Origin of the sequence: Micromonospora rhizosphaerae, from assembly GCF_900091465.1 — a bacterium.
Classification (GTDB): domain Bacteria; phylum Actinomycetota; class Actinomycetes; order Mycobacteriales; family Micromonosporaceae; genus Micromonospora; species Micromonospora rhizosphaerae.
Window position 1 is genome coordinate 4,041,739 of record NZ_FMHV01000002.1, and the last position, 14,315, is coordinate 4,056,053.

At 70.4% G+C, this 14,315-nt stretch carries 11 protein-coding genes and 1 pseudogene; 6 read left to right on the forward strand and 6 right to left on the reverse strand.

All coding sequences use genetic code 11. The features are described 5' to 3' along the window. Positions 1–22 precede the first annotated feature (22 nt). Together GA0070624_RS18970 and GA0070624_RS18975 are read right to left on the reverse strand one after the other, a co-directional pair. Entirely contained in the window at positions 23–1,438 is a 1,416-nt protein-coding gene (locus tag GA0070624_RS18970) for an RNA-guided endonuclease TnpB family protein (RefSeq protein ID WP_091342927.1), read from the reverse strand. Further along, positions 1,435–2,050 (reverse strand): annotated as a pseudogene (locus tag GA0070624_RS18975) (IS607 family transposase). Before GA0070624_RS18975 ends, GA0070624_RS18970 begins: the two are co-directional and overlap by 4 nt. Before the next feature lie 47 nt (positions 2,051–2,097). Between GA0070624_RS18975 and GA0070624_RS18980 the strand changes: the two are divergent. Further along, positions 2,098–2,826 carry an SAM-dependent methyltransferase gene (locus GA0070624_RS18980; protein WP_091342929.1) on the forward strand — a complete coding sequence of 243 codons (729 nt, stop codon included), beginning with the start codon at positions 2,098–2,100 and terminating at the stop codon, positions 2,824–2,826. 47 nt (positions 2,827–2,873) lie between these two features. Here GA0070624_RS18980 and GA0070624_RS18985 read toward each other — a convergent pair whose 3' ends face one another. After that, positions 2,874–3,734, reverse strand: a complete 861-nt coding sequence (locus GA0070624_RS18985; RefSeq protein ID WP_245718871.1) for a S1 family peptidase — start codon at positions 3,732–3,734, stop codon at positions 2,874–2,876. A 194-nt stretch (positions 3,735–3,928) separates the two neighbouring features. Between GA0070624_RS18985 and GA0070624_RS18990 the strand changes: the two genes are divergently transcribed. Then, positions 3,929–6,781 carry an FAD-binding and (Fe-S)-binding domain-containing protein gene (locus tag GA0070624_RS18990; protein ID WP_245718872.1) on the forward strand — a complete coding sequence of 951 codons (2,853 nt, stop codon included), beginning with the start codon at positions 3,929–3,931 and terminating at the stop codon, positions 6,779–6,781. A 484-nt stretch (positions 6,782–7,265) separates the two neighbouring features. After that, positions 7,266–7,940 (forward strand): YdcF family protein, encoded by a 675-nt coding sequence (locus GA0070624_RS18995; RefSeq protein ID WP_091349072.1) that lies wholly within the window; start codon positions 7,266–7,268, stop codon positions 7,938–7,940. A 5-nt stretch (positions 7,941–7,945) separates the two neighbouring features. Here the strand turns inward: GA0070624_RS18995 and GA0070624_RS19000 are convergent, their stop codons facing one another. After that, positions 7,946–9,172, reverse strand: a complete 1,227-nt coding sequence (locus tag GA0070624_RS19000) for a helix-turn-helix domain-containing protein (protein WP_176731771.1) — start codon at positions 9,170–9,172, stop codon at positions 7,946–7,948. A gap of 375 nt (positions 9,173–9,547) precedes the next feature. On the opposite strand from GA0070624_RS19000, the gene amcA reads away from it, so the two are divergent. The 3 genes from amcA to amcB are packed head-to-tail and all read left to right on the forward strand — an operon-like array spanning position 9,548 to position 11,024. Further along, complete coding sequence (gene amcA, locus GA0070624_RS34855) at positions 9,548–9,715, forward strand: multiple cyclophane-containing RiPP AmcA (protein WP_176731772.1); 168 nt, start codon at positions 9,548–9,550, stop codon at positions 9,713–9,715. Further along, positions 9,712–10,038: a hypothetical protein gene (locus tag GA0070624_RS19005; RefSeq protein WP_091342933.1), complete on the forward strand. Its 327-nt coding sequence runs from the start codon at positions 9,712–9,714 to the stop codon at positions 10,036–10,038. Before amcA ends, GA0070624_RS19005 begins: the two co-directional genes overlap by 4 nt. Positions 10,039–10,055: 17 nt before the next feature. Further along, entirely contained in the window at positions 10,056–11,024 is a 969-nt protein-coding gene (amcB, locus tag GA0070624_RS19010; RefSeq protein WP_091342935.1) for a cyclophane-forming radical SAM peptide maturase AmcB, read from the forward strand. 52 nt (positions 11,025–11,076) lie between these two features. On the opposite strand, the gene GA0070624_RS19015 is transcribed toward amcB, so the two are convergent. Next, complete coding sequence (locus GA0070624_RS19015) at positions 11,077–12,111, reverse strand: nitronate monooxygenase (protein ID WP_245718873.1); 1,035 nt, start codon at positions 12,109–12,111, stop codon at positions 11,077–11,079. A gap of 75 nt (positions 12,112–12,186) precedes the next feature. Then, on the reverse strand, positions 12,187–14,163 hold the full coding sequence (locus GA0070624_RS19020; protein ID WP_091342937.1) for an N-acetylmuramoyl-L-alanine amidase: 1,977 nt from the start codon (positions 14,161–14,163) through the stop codon (positions 12,187–12,189). Between the last annotated feature and the right edge of the window lie 152 nt (positions 14,164–14,315).

Below are 14,315 nucleotides of genomic sequence, written 5' to 3' on the forward strand. Positions count from 1 at the left end.
CTGTGGAACTACCTGCTTCCTACTACTTGCTCATGGTTGAGCGGTTCGGATGATTCGCTCTCCGCTCGGCTGTTGCCGGGCTGGAGTCCTGGACCGGCAGTCTGGTCCGGTGGCGATCGGTCCTGTCCTGCAGGATCTGCTTCACCGCGTGGTGTGGGGTGTGCAGGGCGATGTCGGGGTCGCCTGCTCGGTGCAGGATGTTGATCGCGGCGTTCACGTCGGCCTGCCACACCACCCCGCACCGGGTGCAGTGAAGCCGGTCCCCGCTGCGTCGGCCGAACCGGCCGCATTGGTGACAGGTTTGTGAGGTGTAGGCGGCGTTGACGGGCACGAGCGCAGAACCTCTGCGCTCCGACACGTTTGTCAGGGCCTCGGCGGTGACTCCTTTGGTCCACGCGGCGAGACGCCGGTTGACGTTCTTGCCCAGCGTCTTGCGGCCGGTGAAGCGTTTGGTGAGGTCTTCGGCGATCACGGTGGCGGCCTTGTCCACGACCTCGTGCACGGCGGTGAAGATCTCCGTACGCACCCGCGCCCGATGTCGGGCGGCCTGCCGGTCCCGCTTCACCGTCCCGAGGTTGTTGGCCTTGATCCGGTGCGCTTTCGCGTGGTCACCGCGGAGGGCGGCGGTGTTCGCTATCGAGCGCAGCTTCGCCCGCCGCCGGTTACGCTCCTTCAACCGGTCCGACTCGCTGCTCAACAGTTGGCCGAGGCGGGTGCCGTGGTGGGTACCGTCGGAGTCCGTCAGCGCCTCCGTGTAGCCCTTGTCCACGCCGATTGCCCGCTGTCCGCAGGGCCGCTGCGACGACCGCATCTGCGACGCGTCGACTTGGTAGTGCACCTCGACCCGGCCGCCGCGCAGGATCAGCCGCAGCGTGCCCGTCGGGGCGACGGCCGACGACAGCGGGATCTTGACCATCTTGCGGCGTTCGAGGCCCGGGACCGCCAGCCATAATCGGCCGCGCGCGTCGGTAACGCTGTTGTGCTGGTCGGCGCGCACGATGATCTGATCGTGCGTGCGGTTGTGGCCACGCTTGCAGTGCTTGCGCATCTGCCGAGACAGGAACGGATCAATGGCCCACTGGTCGGCCTTCAGCGCGGTGAACATTCGCTTGCGCTCGACCGGAGCGCTCGTGCGTCGGATGATCGCCCGCCGGACGTCGACCTTGGCCGCCGCCACGTTCGCGGCGATGTCGGCCATGGCGTCGCGGACGGTTTCCTTCCACGCATTCGCCAACACCGCGAACCGCACGTGCGTGCCGTCAGCCAGCCAGCGGTCGCGCACCTGCCGGTCGGTCAGTCCGGCCCCGACACCGTTGATCGAGCCATGCCGCTGCCACACCTCGCTGCGCACCCAACCCAACCGGCGGGCCTGCTCCGCCAGGGCGGCGTACTTACCTGGGTTCATCCGGGACGAGTAGGCGATGCGGGTGACCTTCACCGGTCATCCCCCACGGTCAGGTCCGCCCCTTGGAGCTCCTTCTCGTGGCGGCGCAGACCGTACAGGCGGCACGAGAAGGCGTGCACGATCGCCAACAAGTCCTCCACCAGTTCCTGCTGTGAGGACAGTGACTCCTGATCGGCGACGACGATCTCGCAACCGCCACATGCCGCCACGTGCTCCAGCAAGTCGAAGCCGAACCGGGCCAGCCTGTCCTCGTGCGCCACCACCAGCATGCCAACCCCCCCGGCCGACCGCGTCCATCAACGCCAGGAACTACTTACTGCGCAGGTTCATCCCGCCGCCGACCTCGCTGACCCACTCGTCCACCGCCACACCGCGAGCAAGGCAGAACTGCTGCATCGCCGCCACCTGCAAGGCCAGGTCAGCCTTCCGACCCGGCGACGACACCCGGCAGTACACCACGACCTTCCGCCGGTCGGCGTCGAAGCCCGGCTGCAGCACCCGGCGCACATCAGAATCGTCGAAGTACCGCTGCCCCGACGGCAGACGACGGACCGCGATCCGACCCTCCGCCTCCCACCGGCGCACCGTACTCACCGAGCGGCCCACCCGCTTGGCGAACTCGCCGATCCGATACACGCTACCCACGACAGCCAATTGCCGACAGCCCTAGAAAGGAAAGCAACCACTAGTCGCTGCTCCTCGGCGGCAAGGACAACTTCGCCGCCGACCGGCAGGCCGCCGAGCAGGTCCTCGCCTTCATGCCGGAACTCGTCCAGTCGGCCCGGTTCAACCGCGAATTCCTCGGCCGCGCGGTCCGTCATTTCGCCGGTGACCTCGGCATCCGGCAGTTCCTCGACATCGGCACCGGGCTGCCCGCGAACAACACCCACGAGGTCGCCCAGGCCGCCGCGCCGGAGTCCCGGGTGGTCTACGTGGACAACGACCCAATGGTCCTCGTGCAGGCCCGGGCGCTGTTGACCAGCACCCCGCAGGGCGCGACCGACTACATCGACGCAGACGTGCGCGACCCGGAGCGGATCCTGGCGGAGGCCCGCCGCACGTTGGACTTTTCGCAGCCGATCGCCATCATGCTGCTCGGCATCATGAACTTCATCGTCGACGACGACGAGGCGGTTCGGATCGTGCGGCGGCTGGTCGACGCCGTGCCCGCCGGCAGCTACCTGGTCGTCTCGCATCCCACGCGGGAGGTCAACGCGGAGGCGGTCGACCGGGCACTGGCGATGTGGAACGACGGCGGCTCCGCGCAGATGAGCGTACGGAGCCCGCGGGAGATCGCCCGCTTCTTCGAGGGTCTGGAACTGCTCGGACCCGGCCTGGTCACCTGCTCCCAGTGGCGGCCAAACGGCAACGACACCACCCCCACCTCGGAGTACTGCGCCGTCGGCCGCAAAAACGCCTGACAGCGGCCGGTCGCCCCGGCAACGCGCCGGGGCGACCGGGCCGCGGATCAGTAGACCGTCACGCCGTACGCGCTGGCCGCCTCGGTGACGGGCTGGTAGAACGTCGTGCCACCGGAGCGACAGTCGCCACTGCCGCCGGAGGTGATGCCGAGCGCCTTGGTGCCGTCGTAGAGCGGGCCGCCGGAGTCGCCGGGCTCGGCGCACACGGTGGTCTGGATCATGCCCTTGACGGTGCCGCTGCCGACGTAGCGGACCGTGACGTTGAGGGCGGTCACGGTGCCGCTGTGGGTGCCGGTGGTCGACCCGGTCCGCTTGACCGACTCGCCGACAAAGGCGTTCGCGGCGGTGTAGCCGCCGGGGTGGCTCAGCGACGCGTTGTCGTAGCGGACCAGCGCGTAGTCGTTGCCGGGGAAGCTGGAGCCGATGGTCGGGCCGATGAGCGTGGTGTGGCTGGAGTTGGTGTACCAGGTGTTGGCCACGTCGCCGCAGTGCCCGGCGGTCAGGAAGTAGTAGGTGCCGGCCTTGACCACGTTGAAGCCGAGCGAGCAGCGGTAGCCACCGCCGTAGATGGCGTCACCGGCGGAGAGCAGCGGACGGAAGACGCCGCGGGCCCGTTCGATCCGGATCGCGCCGGCGTTGCGGCCGGCGCTCTTCTTGATGGTCGAGATCTCGGCGGCGGAGACGGTGTCGTCGGCGGTCACCACGACGCGACCGGACGCGGCGTCCACCCGCCAGGCGATGCCCTCCACACCCGACGCCTGCACCGCGTCGTCGGCCTGGGCGAGTTGGCTGGCGTCGTAGCTCGGCGGGGCGGCGGTGGCCGGCGCGGTGAAGGCGCCGGCGGCGACCAGGCCGACGGTCGCGGCGAGTAGCGGGGCGAACCAGCCGGGGGTGGGTCGGATTCTCACTGTCTCCTCCTTGAGGGTGAGGGCCGCGGGGGTCGGCTCCCAGGAGTCGTCACGGGTGTCGCATCGACGGGGGTGGCCGTGGCGAACGCTGTGGCGGCGAGTATCTACCATGGTCGATTGCTTCGCAAGGGGCAACGATCATCGGAGGAGGGTTCGCCGGTCCGCCGCTACGCTGTCACTCGGGGAGGTGCGACATGAAGTCAGAGATCACCAGCGCCACGCACCGGACGGCGCCTCGGATGAGCCGCACCGGGGGCGCTCCGGCCGATCCGGCGCTGGCGGCACTCGAAGCGGCCCTCCCGGGCGCCGTGCGGACCCGCGCCACCGACCGGCTGCGGCTGGCGCACGACGCGTCGCACTATCTGCTGCACCCCCGCGCGGTGGTCACCCCGGCCGACGCCGAGCAGGTCTCGGCGCTGCTGCGGCACAGCAGGCAAACCGGTACGCCACTGACCTTCCGGTCGGGCGGCACCAGCCTCAGCGGTCAGGGGGTCACCGACCAGCTGCTCGTCGACACCCGTCGCAACTTCCGCGAGCTGGAGGTCCTCGACGAGGGCCGGCGGGTCCGGGTGCAGCCCGGGGTCGTCCTGCGGCAGGTGAACAACCGGCTCGCCCCGTACGGTCGCAAGCTCGGCCCCGATCCGGCCAGCGAGTCCGCCTGCACGATCGGCGGCGTCGTCGCCAACAACTCCAGCGGGATGACCTGCGGCACCGAGTTCAACACCTACCGGACGCTGGAGTCGCTGCTGCTGGTGCTGCCCAGCGGGACGATCCTCGACACCGGCGCCCCGGACGCCGACGAGCGGCTGCGCGCCACCGAGCCCGAGCTGCACGCCGGCCTGCTGGCGCTGCGCGACCGGGTACGCGGCAACCCCGAGTCGGTGCGCCGCATCCGGGCCCAGTACGCCATGAAGAACACCATGGGCTACGGGGTGAACGCGTTCCTCGACCACGACTCGCCGAGCGACCTGCTGACCCGGCTCGTGGTCGGCAGCGAGGGCACGCTCGCCTTCGTCGCCGCGGCGACCTTCCGCACCGTACCGGTGCCCCGGCACGCCGCGACCGGCCTGCTCGTCTTCGACACCCTGGGGCAGGCGATGGCCGCGATGCCGGCGCTGGTGGCCGCCGGCCCGGCGGCCATCGAGCTGCTCGACGCCGCGGCGCTGCGGGTCGCCCAGCTCGACCCGCAGGCGGACGCCGCGCTGCGCGGCCTGGCCGTCCGGGAGCACGCCGCGCTGCTGGTCGAGTGGCAGGAGTCGGATCCCGACGTGCTCGCCGAGCGGGTGGCGGCGGCCCGGCCCGTCCTCGCCGACCTGCCGCTGTCCAGCCCGGCCCGGCTCAGCGGTGAGGCGGCGGCCCGGGCGGCGCTCTGGCACATCCGCAAGGGTCTGTACGCGGCCGTCGCCGGCGCCCGTCCCTCCGGCACCACGGCCCTGCTGGAGGACATCGCCGTTCCGGTGGCCGCCCTCGCCGACACCTGCGCCGAACTCTCCGACCTCTTCACCCGGCACCGCTACGAGGAGAGCGTCATCTTCGGCCACGCCAAGGACGGCAACCTGCACTTCATGCTCAACGAGCGGTTCTCCGGCGGCGAGGCGCCGGAGCGCTACGCCACCTTCACCGAGGAGATGGTCGACGCCGTCCTCGCCCACGGCGGCACCCTCAAGGCCGAGCACGGCACCGGCCGGGTGATGGCGCCGTACGTCCGCCGGCAGTTCGGCGACGAACTCTACGACGTCATGCGCGAGCTGAAGACGCTCTGCGACCCCGACGGCGTCCTCAACCCCGGTGTGCTGCTCAGCGACGACCCCGACATCCACCTGCGGCACCTCAAGACCGTGCCGACCGTCGAGCCCGAGGTGGACCGCTGCGTCGAGTGCGGCTACTGCGAACCGGTCTGCCCCAGCCGGGATCTGACCACCACGCCGCGACAGCGCATCGTGCTGCGCCGGGAGATCGCCGCCGCGCAGGCTGACGGCAACGCGCGGCTGGCCCGCGAACTGCAGGAGGACTACGACTACGACGCCGTCGACACCTGCGCCGTCGACGGCATGTGCGCCACCGCCTGCCCGGTGCTCATCAACACCGGCGACCTGGTGAAACGCCTGCGCACCGAGCGGAACGGCAGGGTGGCACAGTCCGGCTGGCGGGGTGCCGCCGCGCGGTGGGGCGCCGCCACCCGCGGGATGGCCCGCGGGTTGGACCTGGCCAGTAGCCTCCCGCCCGCGCTGCCCGAGGCCGCCACCCGGGCCGCCCGCGCCGTCCTCGGCCCCGATCGGGTCCCACAGTGGCGGCGTGACCTGCCGAAGGGCGGCAGCGTCCGCCGTCCCCGCCCGATCACCGAACCGGACGCGGTGTTCGTCCCGTCCTGCCTGGGCACCCTGTTCGCCCCCGCCGATGGCGGCCCCGGCGCGGCCGCCGCGCTGATGGCCCTCGCCGAGCGCGCCGGGGTACGCCTGCTCGTCCCCGACGCCGTCGCCGACCTCTGCTGCGGCACCCCGTGGTCCTCCAAGGGCCTCACCGACGGCTACCAGGCGGTCCGCGACCGGGTGCCGCCGACGCTGCGGGAGGCCAGCCGCGACGGGGCGCTGCCGGTGGTCAGCGACGCGGCGTCCTGCACGGAGGGCTTCGCGCGACTGGTCGCGGACGGTGGCGACGTCGTGCGGGTCGTCGACGCCGTCGCGTACGCCGCCACCGAGCTGCTGCCCAAGCTGACCGTCCGCCGCCGGCTCGCCTCACTCGCCCTGCACCCCACCTGCTCGTCCACCCGCCTGGGGCTCGACGAGGCGCTGCTCACCGTGGCCCGGGCGATCGCCGACGAGGTCGTGGTGCCGGAGGGCTGGCAGTGCTGCGGCTTCGCCGGCGACCGCGGCCTGCTGCACCCCGAGCTGACCGCCTCCGCCACCTCGGAGGAGGCCCGCTCGGTGTCCCGGCGGCACTTCGACGGGTACGCCTCGGTGAACCGGACCTGCGAGATCGGCATGGCCCGGGCGACCGGTCAGCCGTACCGCCACCTGCTCGAACTCCTGGAACAGGCCACCCGTTGACTGGTACCGCCCTAGCCTGTAGCCGCAACTATTCAAATTGACATCAATATGCTGGCAGAGGGGTGGCTGCGGCCAAATGAGCAATAACTCCCCTGATCTGCCGCCGATAGGTGTCCCACCCGGCCGCAACTCACTGGTGATACAAATAACGTCTACCCGTCACCTTTGATTGTGTGACTACGTGGACCTCGAGCTAAGACCGGTTGTGTGGAGTCAGCATCGCCCTACGGCCTTGGTACCCCTACGCTTGCCGCATGAGGGAACCCAGAGCGGGCCGGACCTACTCCACTCCAGCCAAACTCCCAATGTCCGCCGTGCTGCCCGGACTGCTGGGTGCGTGCGTGCGAGAGGGTGAGGTCGTCTACCCGAGTGAACGGGACGAGCCGGTCGCTGCCGTCGTTTCTCTGGAGGCGAAGGCAGGTTTAGCGGTCCTGGGAAGGTCCGATGAGGGGATCCGGAGACAGGCCCTGGGTGGTGGGCGTTGATGAACCGGCGTGCGGCTGCATCGGCCGAGATGATCCCCGACGAGATTCGGGCTGACGTGGCGACGCTGTGGCGTTACCACGACATGCATCACGGGTTGCGCCCGTGCGACGTGGGGATTGGGTTGGGCAGTCATGACCTCGGCGTCGCAGTGATCGCGACGCGCTTATTCCACAAGGGTTTGTTCCCGCGGATCGTGTTCACCGGTGCGAACGCGCCGACGACGGTGGAGACCTTCCCGCGTGGTGAGGCGGTGCACTACCGAGAGCACGCGGTCGAGCATGGCGTGCCTGCGGAGTCGATCCTCGTCGAGCCGCGCGCGACGAACACCGCCCAGAATCTTGAGTACTCGCGCCAGCTGTTGGCTGAGCAACGGATCTCGGTGCGCTCGGTGCTGATTATGTCGCGGCCGTATCAGCAGCGCCGGGCCTATGCCACTTGCAGGCAGATCTGGCCGGAGGTCGATGTGGTGTGCGCGTCGAATCCCCTGGGGCTTGACGACTACGTGAGCAGCATCGGCGACCATCGGCGGGTGGTGGACATGCTGGTCGGCGACACGCAGCGGATCGACGTGTACGCGGACCGCGGTTTCGCGATCCCGCAGGAGATGCCGGACGAGGTGCGGGCGGCCTTCGGGCGCCTGGTGGCGGCGGGCTACACGAGCCGGCTGGTCTGAGTCGGCTACCAGCATGGGGCTCCTGGCCGGACGCCCATGCGTTCGCTGAGTTCGACGGCCAGGCGGGGTGGTCGGGGGCGGGTGAGGATCTCCCGTACGAGGTCGCGGGACAGTTGGTGGTAGCGCACCTGGTCGGGGCCGATGGTCTCGGCGTCCAGGAGAGCGGCGAGGGCGTCGTCGATGCGGTTCCATCGGGCGAGGGCTCGCGCGGTCTCGATGGCGTGACGAACCTGGCGCTCGATCGGAAGTGCGGTGGTGTCGAGCGGGGCGCCGATGGCGATGGAGCGCTGCACGTCACCGAGTTCCATGGCGACGGTCGTCTTGTGGATCGCCACGTTGGTTGGCCCGAAAGCGGTCCACAGGTGGTTGCCGTCGGCGCCGAGCCGGGTTGCTGCCGCGTCCGCCTCGTTGATGTGGGTGTCGGCGGAGGCGCGGTCGTCGTCACGGGCGGCAGCGAGCGCGCAGACCAGGTGCAGGCTGCCGTAGACCGACAGCAGCTGCGGTGTGGGCCTGGCGAGCCGCGGTTCGAGGAACTGCGCCGCCGTGGCGGCAAGGCCCAGGGCCTGGGTGTACTCGCCGATGGAAACGAGTGAGTGCGCTGCGGAGCGGCTGAGTGAGCCGATGGTCACATGGTCGTTGCTGGCGTTGGCTGCCGCGAGTCCTCGGCTGGCGGCGGTCCAGGCGAGGTCGCCTTCGCCGAGCTTGGTGAGGAAGAGCGCGGCGAGCTGGTGGGTGTAGGCGGTCATCGCGTGGGCGCGTTGGCCGTCGTCCCCGTCGTAGGCCTCCGTGGCGGTGAGGCAGTCGTGGATGAGATAGGGGAGGCGGCGGGCGAGGGTGCCGTAGCGCGAGTGCTGGTAGGCGTTCCAGATCTCGGCGACGTCGTTCTCGATCTCTTCCAGCGCGGGGGCCTCGACGGCGGTCGGATTTGCCAGCGCGGGCGCGAGGTGCCGGTAATCGTGGAGCGCGGCTCGCAGCGCGGGGATGGTCTCGCGCCCTGATTCGTCGGACCATTCGAACAGGCTGGGTGCGCCGATCAGGTCTCCGAGGGAAACATCGAGAGCCTTGGCGATCGCGCGGATAACCGAGAGGCGGTCCAGGTCGGCGCGGTTCGTCTCGACCTTGCGGAGCCATTCGTGGGTCTTGCCGACCAGGCCGGCCAGCACCTCCTGCGACAGTCCTCGGCGGCGCCGATAGAAGGCGACGCGCTGGCCGAGCGTCATGTCGTCCGTCATGCCTCGCACAACATCATCTTGCCCGCTGATGGCCACCGGACCCGGTACAGATTTTCCCGGTCCTCCATGTAGGTCGCCCCTACGTTCAGTTCACATCAGATCACCGGCGCATGTCGATGCCGGTGTCCGAACGCCTGGCAGGGAGTCGCAGATGGAGGGATCGATGACCGGCACACCGGAGTACGGCCTTGGTCGCTGGTCCGGACCGCCATGCAGCGATCTGTCGCGCTGGTTGAGTCTTCCTCGCCTGCGTACTGCCTTGAGGGCTGCGTGGGCGGGTGACCGGCGGCCTGCTCCCAGCCGCCGCGGTGCGGCGGTGGGCTTGCCTTTCCCCCGGCGAGCCCACCGCTCACCGGCTCGGTTGGGGGTGCCAGCATGACGGTGTACGTCTCGCGCCACGCGTCGGCCGACCAGTCCTGGCAATCTGAACCCGTTACGCACGTTCCCGCGCGGCAGCAGGCGCGGCCCGCTGATCCGCCGTTGCTCACCCACGTGTGGCGCCGGCTGTTCGAGCAGCAGGCCCGAGAGACCGATCGCCGATGACGGGGGAGCAGCGCCGCGTCTTGGGGTATCCGATCGCGGGGGAGCCCGTGGAGCATCTGCCGTTGCGCCCGCTGTGGCTGTGCCGCCGGTGCGGGCAGCCGTGGCCCTGCGGGGCGGCAAAACTCGTTCTCCTCGCCGAGTACCAGGACACCCCCGTGAGCCTGTTCCTCTACCTGGCCGGATGCCTGCATGACGCGATCGACGATCTGCACCGGCTTAACCCCAGTGAGACGGGCAGCGCCGCCGATATGTTCGACCGGTTCCTCAGCTGGCCCGCCCGGCACACCCGCTCCTACCGGGTCACCACGGTCGGGGGCATTTAGGGCGAGGAGACGTCACCGTGAACGGCATCGGCGTCATCAGAGCGAACGGTTCACCGGCGATCGCGAGAACCTTCCACACCCTGGTCGTGCAGCCGACCAGCTTCTGCAACCTCGACTGCACCTACTGCTACCTGCCCGACCGCAGGTCCCGCCGCCTCATGACCGTCCCCGTCGCGCAGGCGTGCGCCGGGTCGATTGAGCGCCAGGACAGCGACTGTCCCGTGAGCGTCGTGTGGCACGGCGGCGAACCCACTGCTACGCCCATCGGCATGTTCCGGGATCTGCTGACCCCGTTCGAAACGCTGCGGAGAGTCGGACGGGTGCGTCACGAGATCCAGACGAACGCCACGCTGCTTAGCCAGCGGTGCGAGCTGTTCGCCACCTACGAGTTCGGCATCGGCGTCAGCATCGACGGGCCCGGCTCCCTGAACCGCAACCGCCTCGACCGGGCCGGCAACTCAACGGTCATCCGGGCTCTTCGCGGGATGCAGACCTTGCACGACGCCGGTCTGGCGTACTCGGTGATCTGCGTCGTCACGCCGGAGACCATTGACGACGCGGACGCTCTCGTTGACTTCTTCACCGGTCTGCCGGGTTGCCAGTCGGTGGGGCTCAACATCGAGGAGCAGGAGGGCGCCAACCGGACACCGGTCTCGGAGGACGCCGCGTACCGGTTTTGGCACCACCTCGTCAAATGCCGCGTCGACGGCAGCCCACTGCGTATCCGCGACCTGGACCGCCTGGCTGATTACCTCGCAGCCACCCGTGTCGGGCACGTCGACCACCACACCCCCTACGAGCCAATTCCCACGGTCTCTTGGGACGGGCAAGTGGTGCTGCTGTCACCGGAGCTGCTCGGCATCACCGACCCACGATACGGCGACTTCATCGCTGGCAACGTGCTCGACGGGCCGATCACCGCCATACTCGCCCGCGCCGGCGACCTGCGCTACGTCGCAGAGTTCGTCGCCGTCCTCAACGGCTGATCCTCTGCGCGGCAGGCGTCGCCTGTCCGGCGCTGGTGCCAACTTGAACGCTTCAGAGCGCCCGGGTCAGCTCGTCGATGATCTCGGCTGCCGGAGCCGCGCGGGCGGCCCGGTAGCCGGTGCCGGCCCAGAGGTGCACCCGATCGGCGTCGCCGGCCTCGGCCGCGGCCTTCCGCAGCGGCCGGGTCAGGTGGTGCAGCGCGGGATAGCCCAGCGGCGCGTCCCCCTCGTACCGGTCGATGAAGTCGTTGCGGAGTCCACGGGCCGGCCGCCCGGTGAAGGCCCGGGTCACCACCGTCCGGTCCCGTCGCGGGTCGGCGAGCGCCTCGCGGTGGGTACTGCTCGTGCCGCTCTCGTCGGCGCACAGCAGGAGCGTGCCGACCATGACGGCGGTGGCACCGGCGGCGAGCGCCGTCCGGACGTCGTCGCCGCCACCCACGCCGCCGGCGGCGAGGACGGGCAACCCGGTACGGCCGCGGACCAGGCCGACCAGCTCCGCCAGGGGTCGGGCCGGTGGGGGAGCGGCGGGGGTGAAGGTGCCGAAGTGGCCGCCGGCGTACGCGCTCTGGGCGACCAGGCCGTCCACCCCGAGCTCCGCCGCGAGCCCGGCCTCCGTCGGGTCGGTGACCGTCACCAGAACGCGGCTGCCGGCCCGCCGCAGGTCGCGGACGACGGCCGCCGATGGTAGGCCGAAGGTGAAGCTGACCACCGGTACGGGATCCCGTACCAGCAGGTCGATCTTGTCGGCCCAGTGATCGTCGTCCTCGATCCGCGCGGCGGCGGCCAGATCGAGTCCGTACCGGGTTCCCTCGTCCGCGATCCGGGCGGCGTAGCGGCGGAACTCCGCCTCGCTGACGGGCACCGGAGCGGGCACGAAGACGTTGACCCCGAACGAGCCGTCGGCGGCCCGCGCTGCCGCGATCTCGTCCGCCACCGCCTCCGGCGGCTTGTAGCCGGCCGCGAGGAAGGCGAACGCGCCGCAGGCGCCCGCCGCCGCGACGAGTCGGGTGGTGGTGGGCCCGCCCGCCATCGGCGCCGCGACCACCGGCAGGTCCACCCCGAGGATTGCTTTCCGCTCCGAGTCCACCGGCCCAGTCTGCCGTGCCAGGGGCGGGAACGTGCCCCCTCTCGACGCGGAGAGGGGGCACGTTCGCCCGGGGACTCAGTTGGGCGCACCCACCGCCGAGGGCAGGATGTCCACGTCGTCGGAGTTGACGAACATGATCCGGTGGCCGAACTGGATCTGCACGTACTGCATCTCGCCGCGGATCACCGTCCAGTCGCCCGGCGACGACCCGTCAATTGTCCAGGCCTTGTAGAATTCGCTCGGCCGGACGCCGCCGACCGCGTAGCGCTGACCGGCCGACAGCGTGTACTGCAGCGGGCTGATGGTCTGGTACGGCACGTCCGCCGGGTAGGCCGCCGCCTCCGGGTAGGCCCGCCCGTACACGGGGATCGTCGCCCTGCCCGGCTTCGGGGTGACGACGAGCCCGCTGGCCCACTTGGCGCTCGGCGCCTTGGCGGGGTTGTAGAACCACGCCTTCTGGCCGAGATACCAGATGGCGGTCCAGTCGCCCTGCCGGTCCGCGACGGCGTACGTCTGACCCGCTGACGCGCGCGCCCCGTGGTCGGAGATGTACATCGTGGATGGCGAACCGTCCGGATGCAGGCCGAGGTCGGTGACCAGTGGTGCGTCCTCGCTGGGCGCGCTGTGCAGGATCACGGCCGAGGAACCCCGAGCCGGGCAGGGGTTCTTGTCCTTCTTGCACCCGGTGAAGGCCGGCTTGTTGCTGGCGAAGTCCGGGTCGATGATGACCAGTCCGTCGTCCGCCCGGCCGGTGCCGGAGAACGGCGCCTGCAACAGGTCGAAGTAGTGCGCCCAGTCCCAGTACGGGCCCGGATCCCAGTGCATGCCGGCCACGGTGCCAGCGACGGTGCCGGGCACGTTGTCGTGACCGATGATGTGCTGCCGGTCCAGCGGGATGTCCAGCTTTTCCGCCAGGTAGCGCACCAGCTTGGCCGACGTGCGGTACATCGCCTCGGTGTACCAGGTGCCCTGGGCGGCGAAGCCCTCGTGCTCGATGCCGACGGACTTCGCGTTGACGTACCAGTTGCCGGCCTGCCAGGCGACGTCCTTCGTCTTCACGTGCTGCGCCGTGTGGCCGTCGACGGAGCGCATGGTGTAGTGCCAGCTCACGTACTCCGGGTCCTGCACCAACTCCAGCGTCCGGGCGTAGGTCTCCTCGGTGTCGTGGATGACGATGTACTCGATCTTCTGCTGCGTCGGGCGGTTACCCAGGTCGTGGTTGCCGTAGTCGAACATGCCGGGGCCGTACTGCTCGTACGGCGCCGGGATCCACTCGCAGCCGATCTCGTCCGGGCATTCCACGTCGTCGGCCCGGGCTACCGTGCGCAGCCCCAGCCGGTCGAGCCACGCCTGCTGGGGAGTGACGCTGCGTGGGGCGAGCGCGACGCGATCGCCGTCGTCGGTGAGCCGACCCGCGCCACTCCGGATCGTCGCGAAGACCTGGTTGGCGAAGACGGCGGCGGTGTGCTTGTCGTCCGCGCCCGAGTAACGGGCGACCGAGCCGTACCAGGCTCCGGGATCGGTGCCGGCGCCGACCGGGGCCCCGAGTTCCTGCTGGTACGACGCGAGCAGTGCGGCGCCACCGCGGATGTTGGTCACCGCGTCGGTCCGCAACGCCTGCTTGCTCGCGCCGGTCAACCGAGCGGCGGCGTCGAGGGTCTGCAGCGCCGCCTCGGCCGGCGGGGCAGCCTTGGGATGGTCGGCGACGATGGATCGGCGGGAGGCGTCGCCGCGCGGGTCCTCCTCGTCGTAGTGCTCCGAGGCCGGCAGGCTACGGACGTAGTCGGCGTCGGTGAGGTGCATCGGGCCGTACCCCGCGCTGGTGCTGGGGGTGCCGGCGTTGGTGTCCCAGCGGGACTCCAGGTACGAGACGGCGAGCAGGACGGACTCGGGGACGCCGTACTTCGCGGCCGCGGCCGCGTACTGCTGCTGTCTGGTGTCGGGCGTCGGGTTCGCCGCGGGCGCAGGGCCGACCGGCACGAGCGTCGCGGCGCCGACCAGCGCGGTGCTGAGCAGGATCCGCCTGCCCATCGGCGCTTGTGATCGGGGCATGGGGCCTCCGTTCGGGGGGGTGGGCTCAAGGGGTCACCCTTGTCCCGGCGGGCCGCCCTGTCAATGGGTTGCGATGGGCCGCGTGGAGGTGTAAAAAACCTTCGCCAAGGGCCGGCATCCAGCCAGTCTTCTGGCCAGATGCCGGCCCACGA

Excerpts from the sequence above, each read along its gene's own strand:
- GA0070624_RS18990 (WP_245718872.1), top strand. The coding sequence starts at position 3,929 with ATGAAGTCAGAGATCACCAGCGCCACGCACCGGACGGCGCCTCGGATG.
- GA0070624_RS18995 (WP_091349072.1), top strand. The coding sequence starts at position 7,266 with ATGAACCGGCGTGCGGCTGCATCGGCCGAGATGATCCCCGACGAGATT.
- GA0070624_RS19000 (WP_176731771.1), bottom strand. The coding sequence starts at position 9,172 with ATGACGGACGACATGACGCTCGGCCAGCGCGTCGCCTTCTATCGGCGC.
- amcA (WP_176731772.1), top strand. The coding sequence starts at position 9,548 with ATGACGGTGTACGTCTCGCGCCACGCGTCGGCCGACCAGTCCTGGCAA.
- GA0070624_RS19005 (WP_091342933.1), top strand. The coding sequence starts at position 9,712 with ATGACGGGGGAGCAGCGCCGCGTCTTGGGGTATCCGATCGCGGGGGAG.
- GA0070624_RS19020 (WP_091342937.1), bottom strand. The coding sequence starts at position 14,163 with ATGCCCCGATCACAAGCGCCGATGGGCAGGCGGATCCTGCTCAGCACC.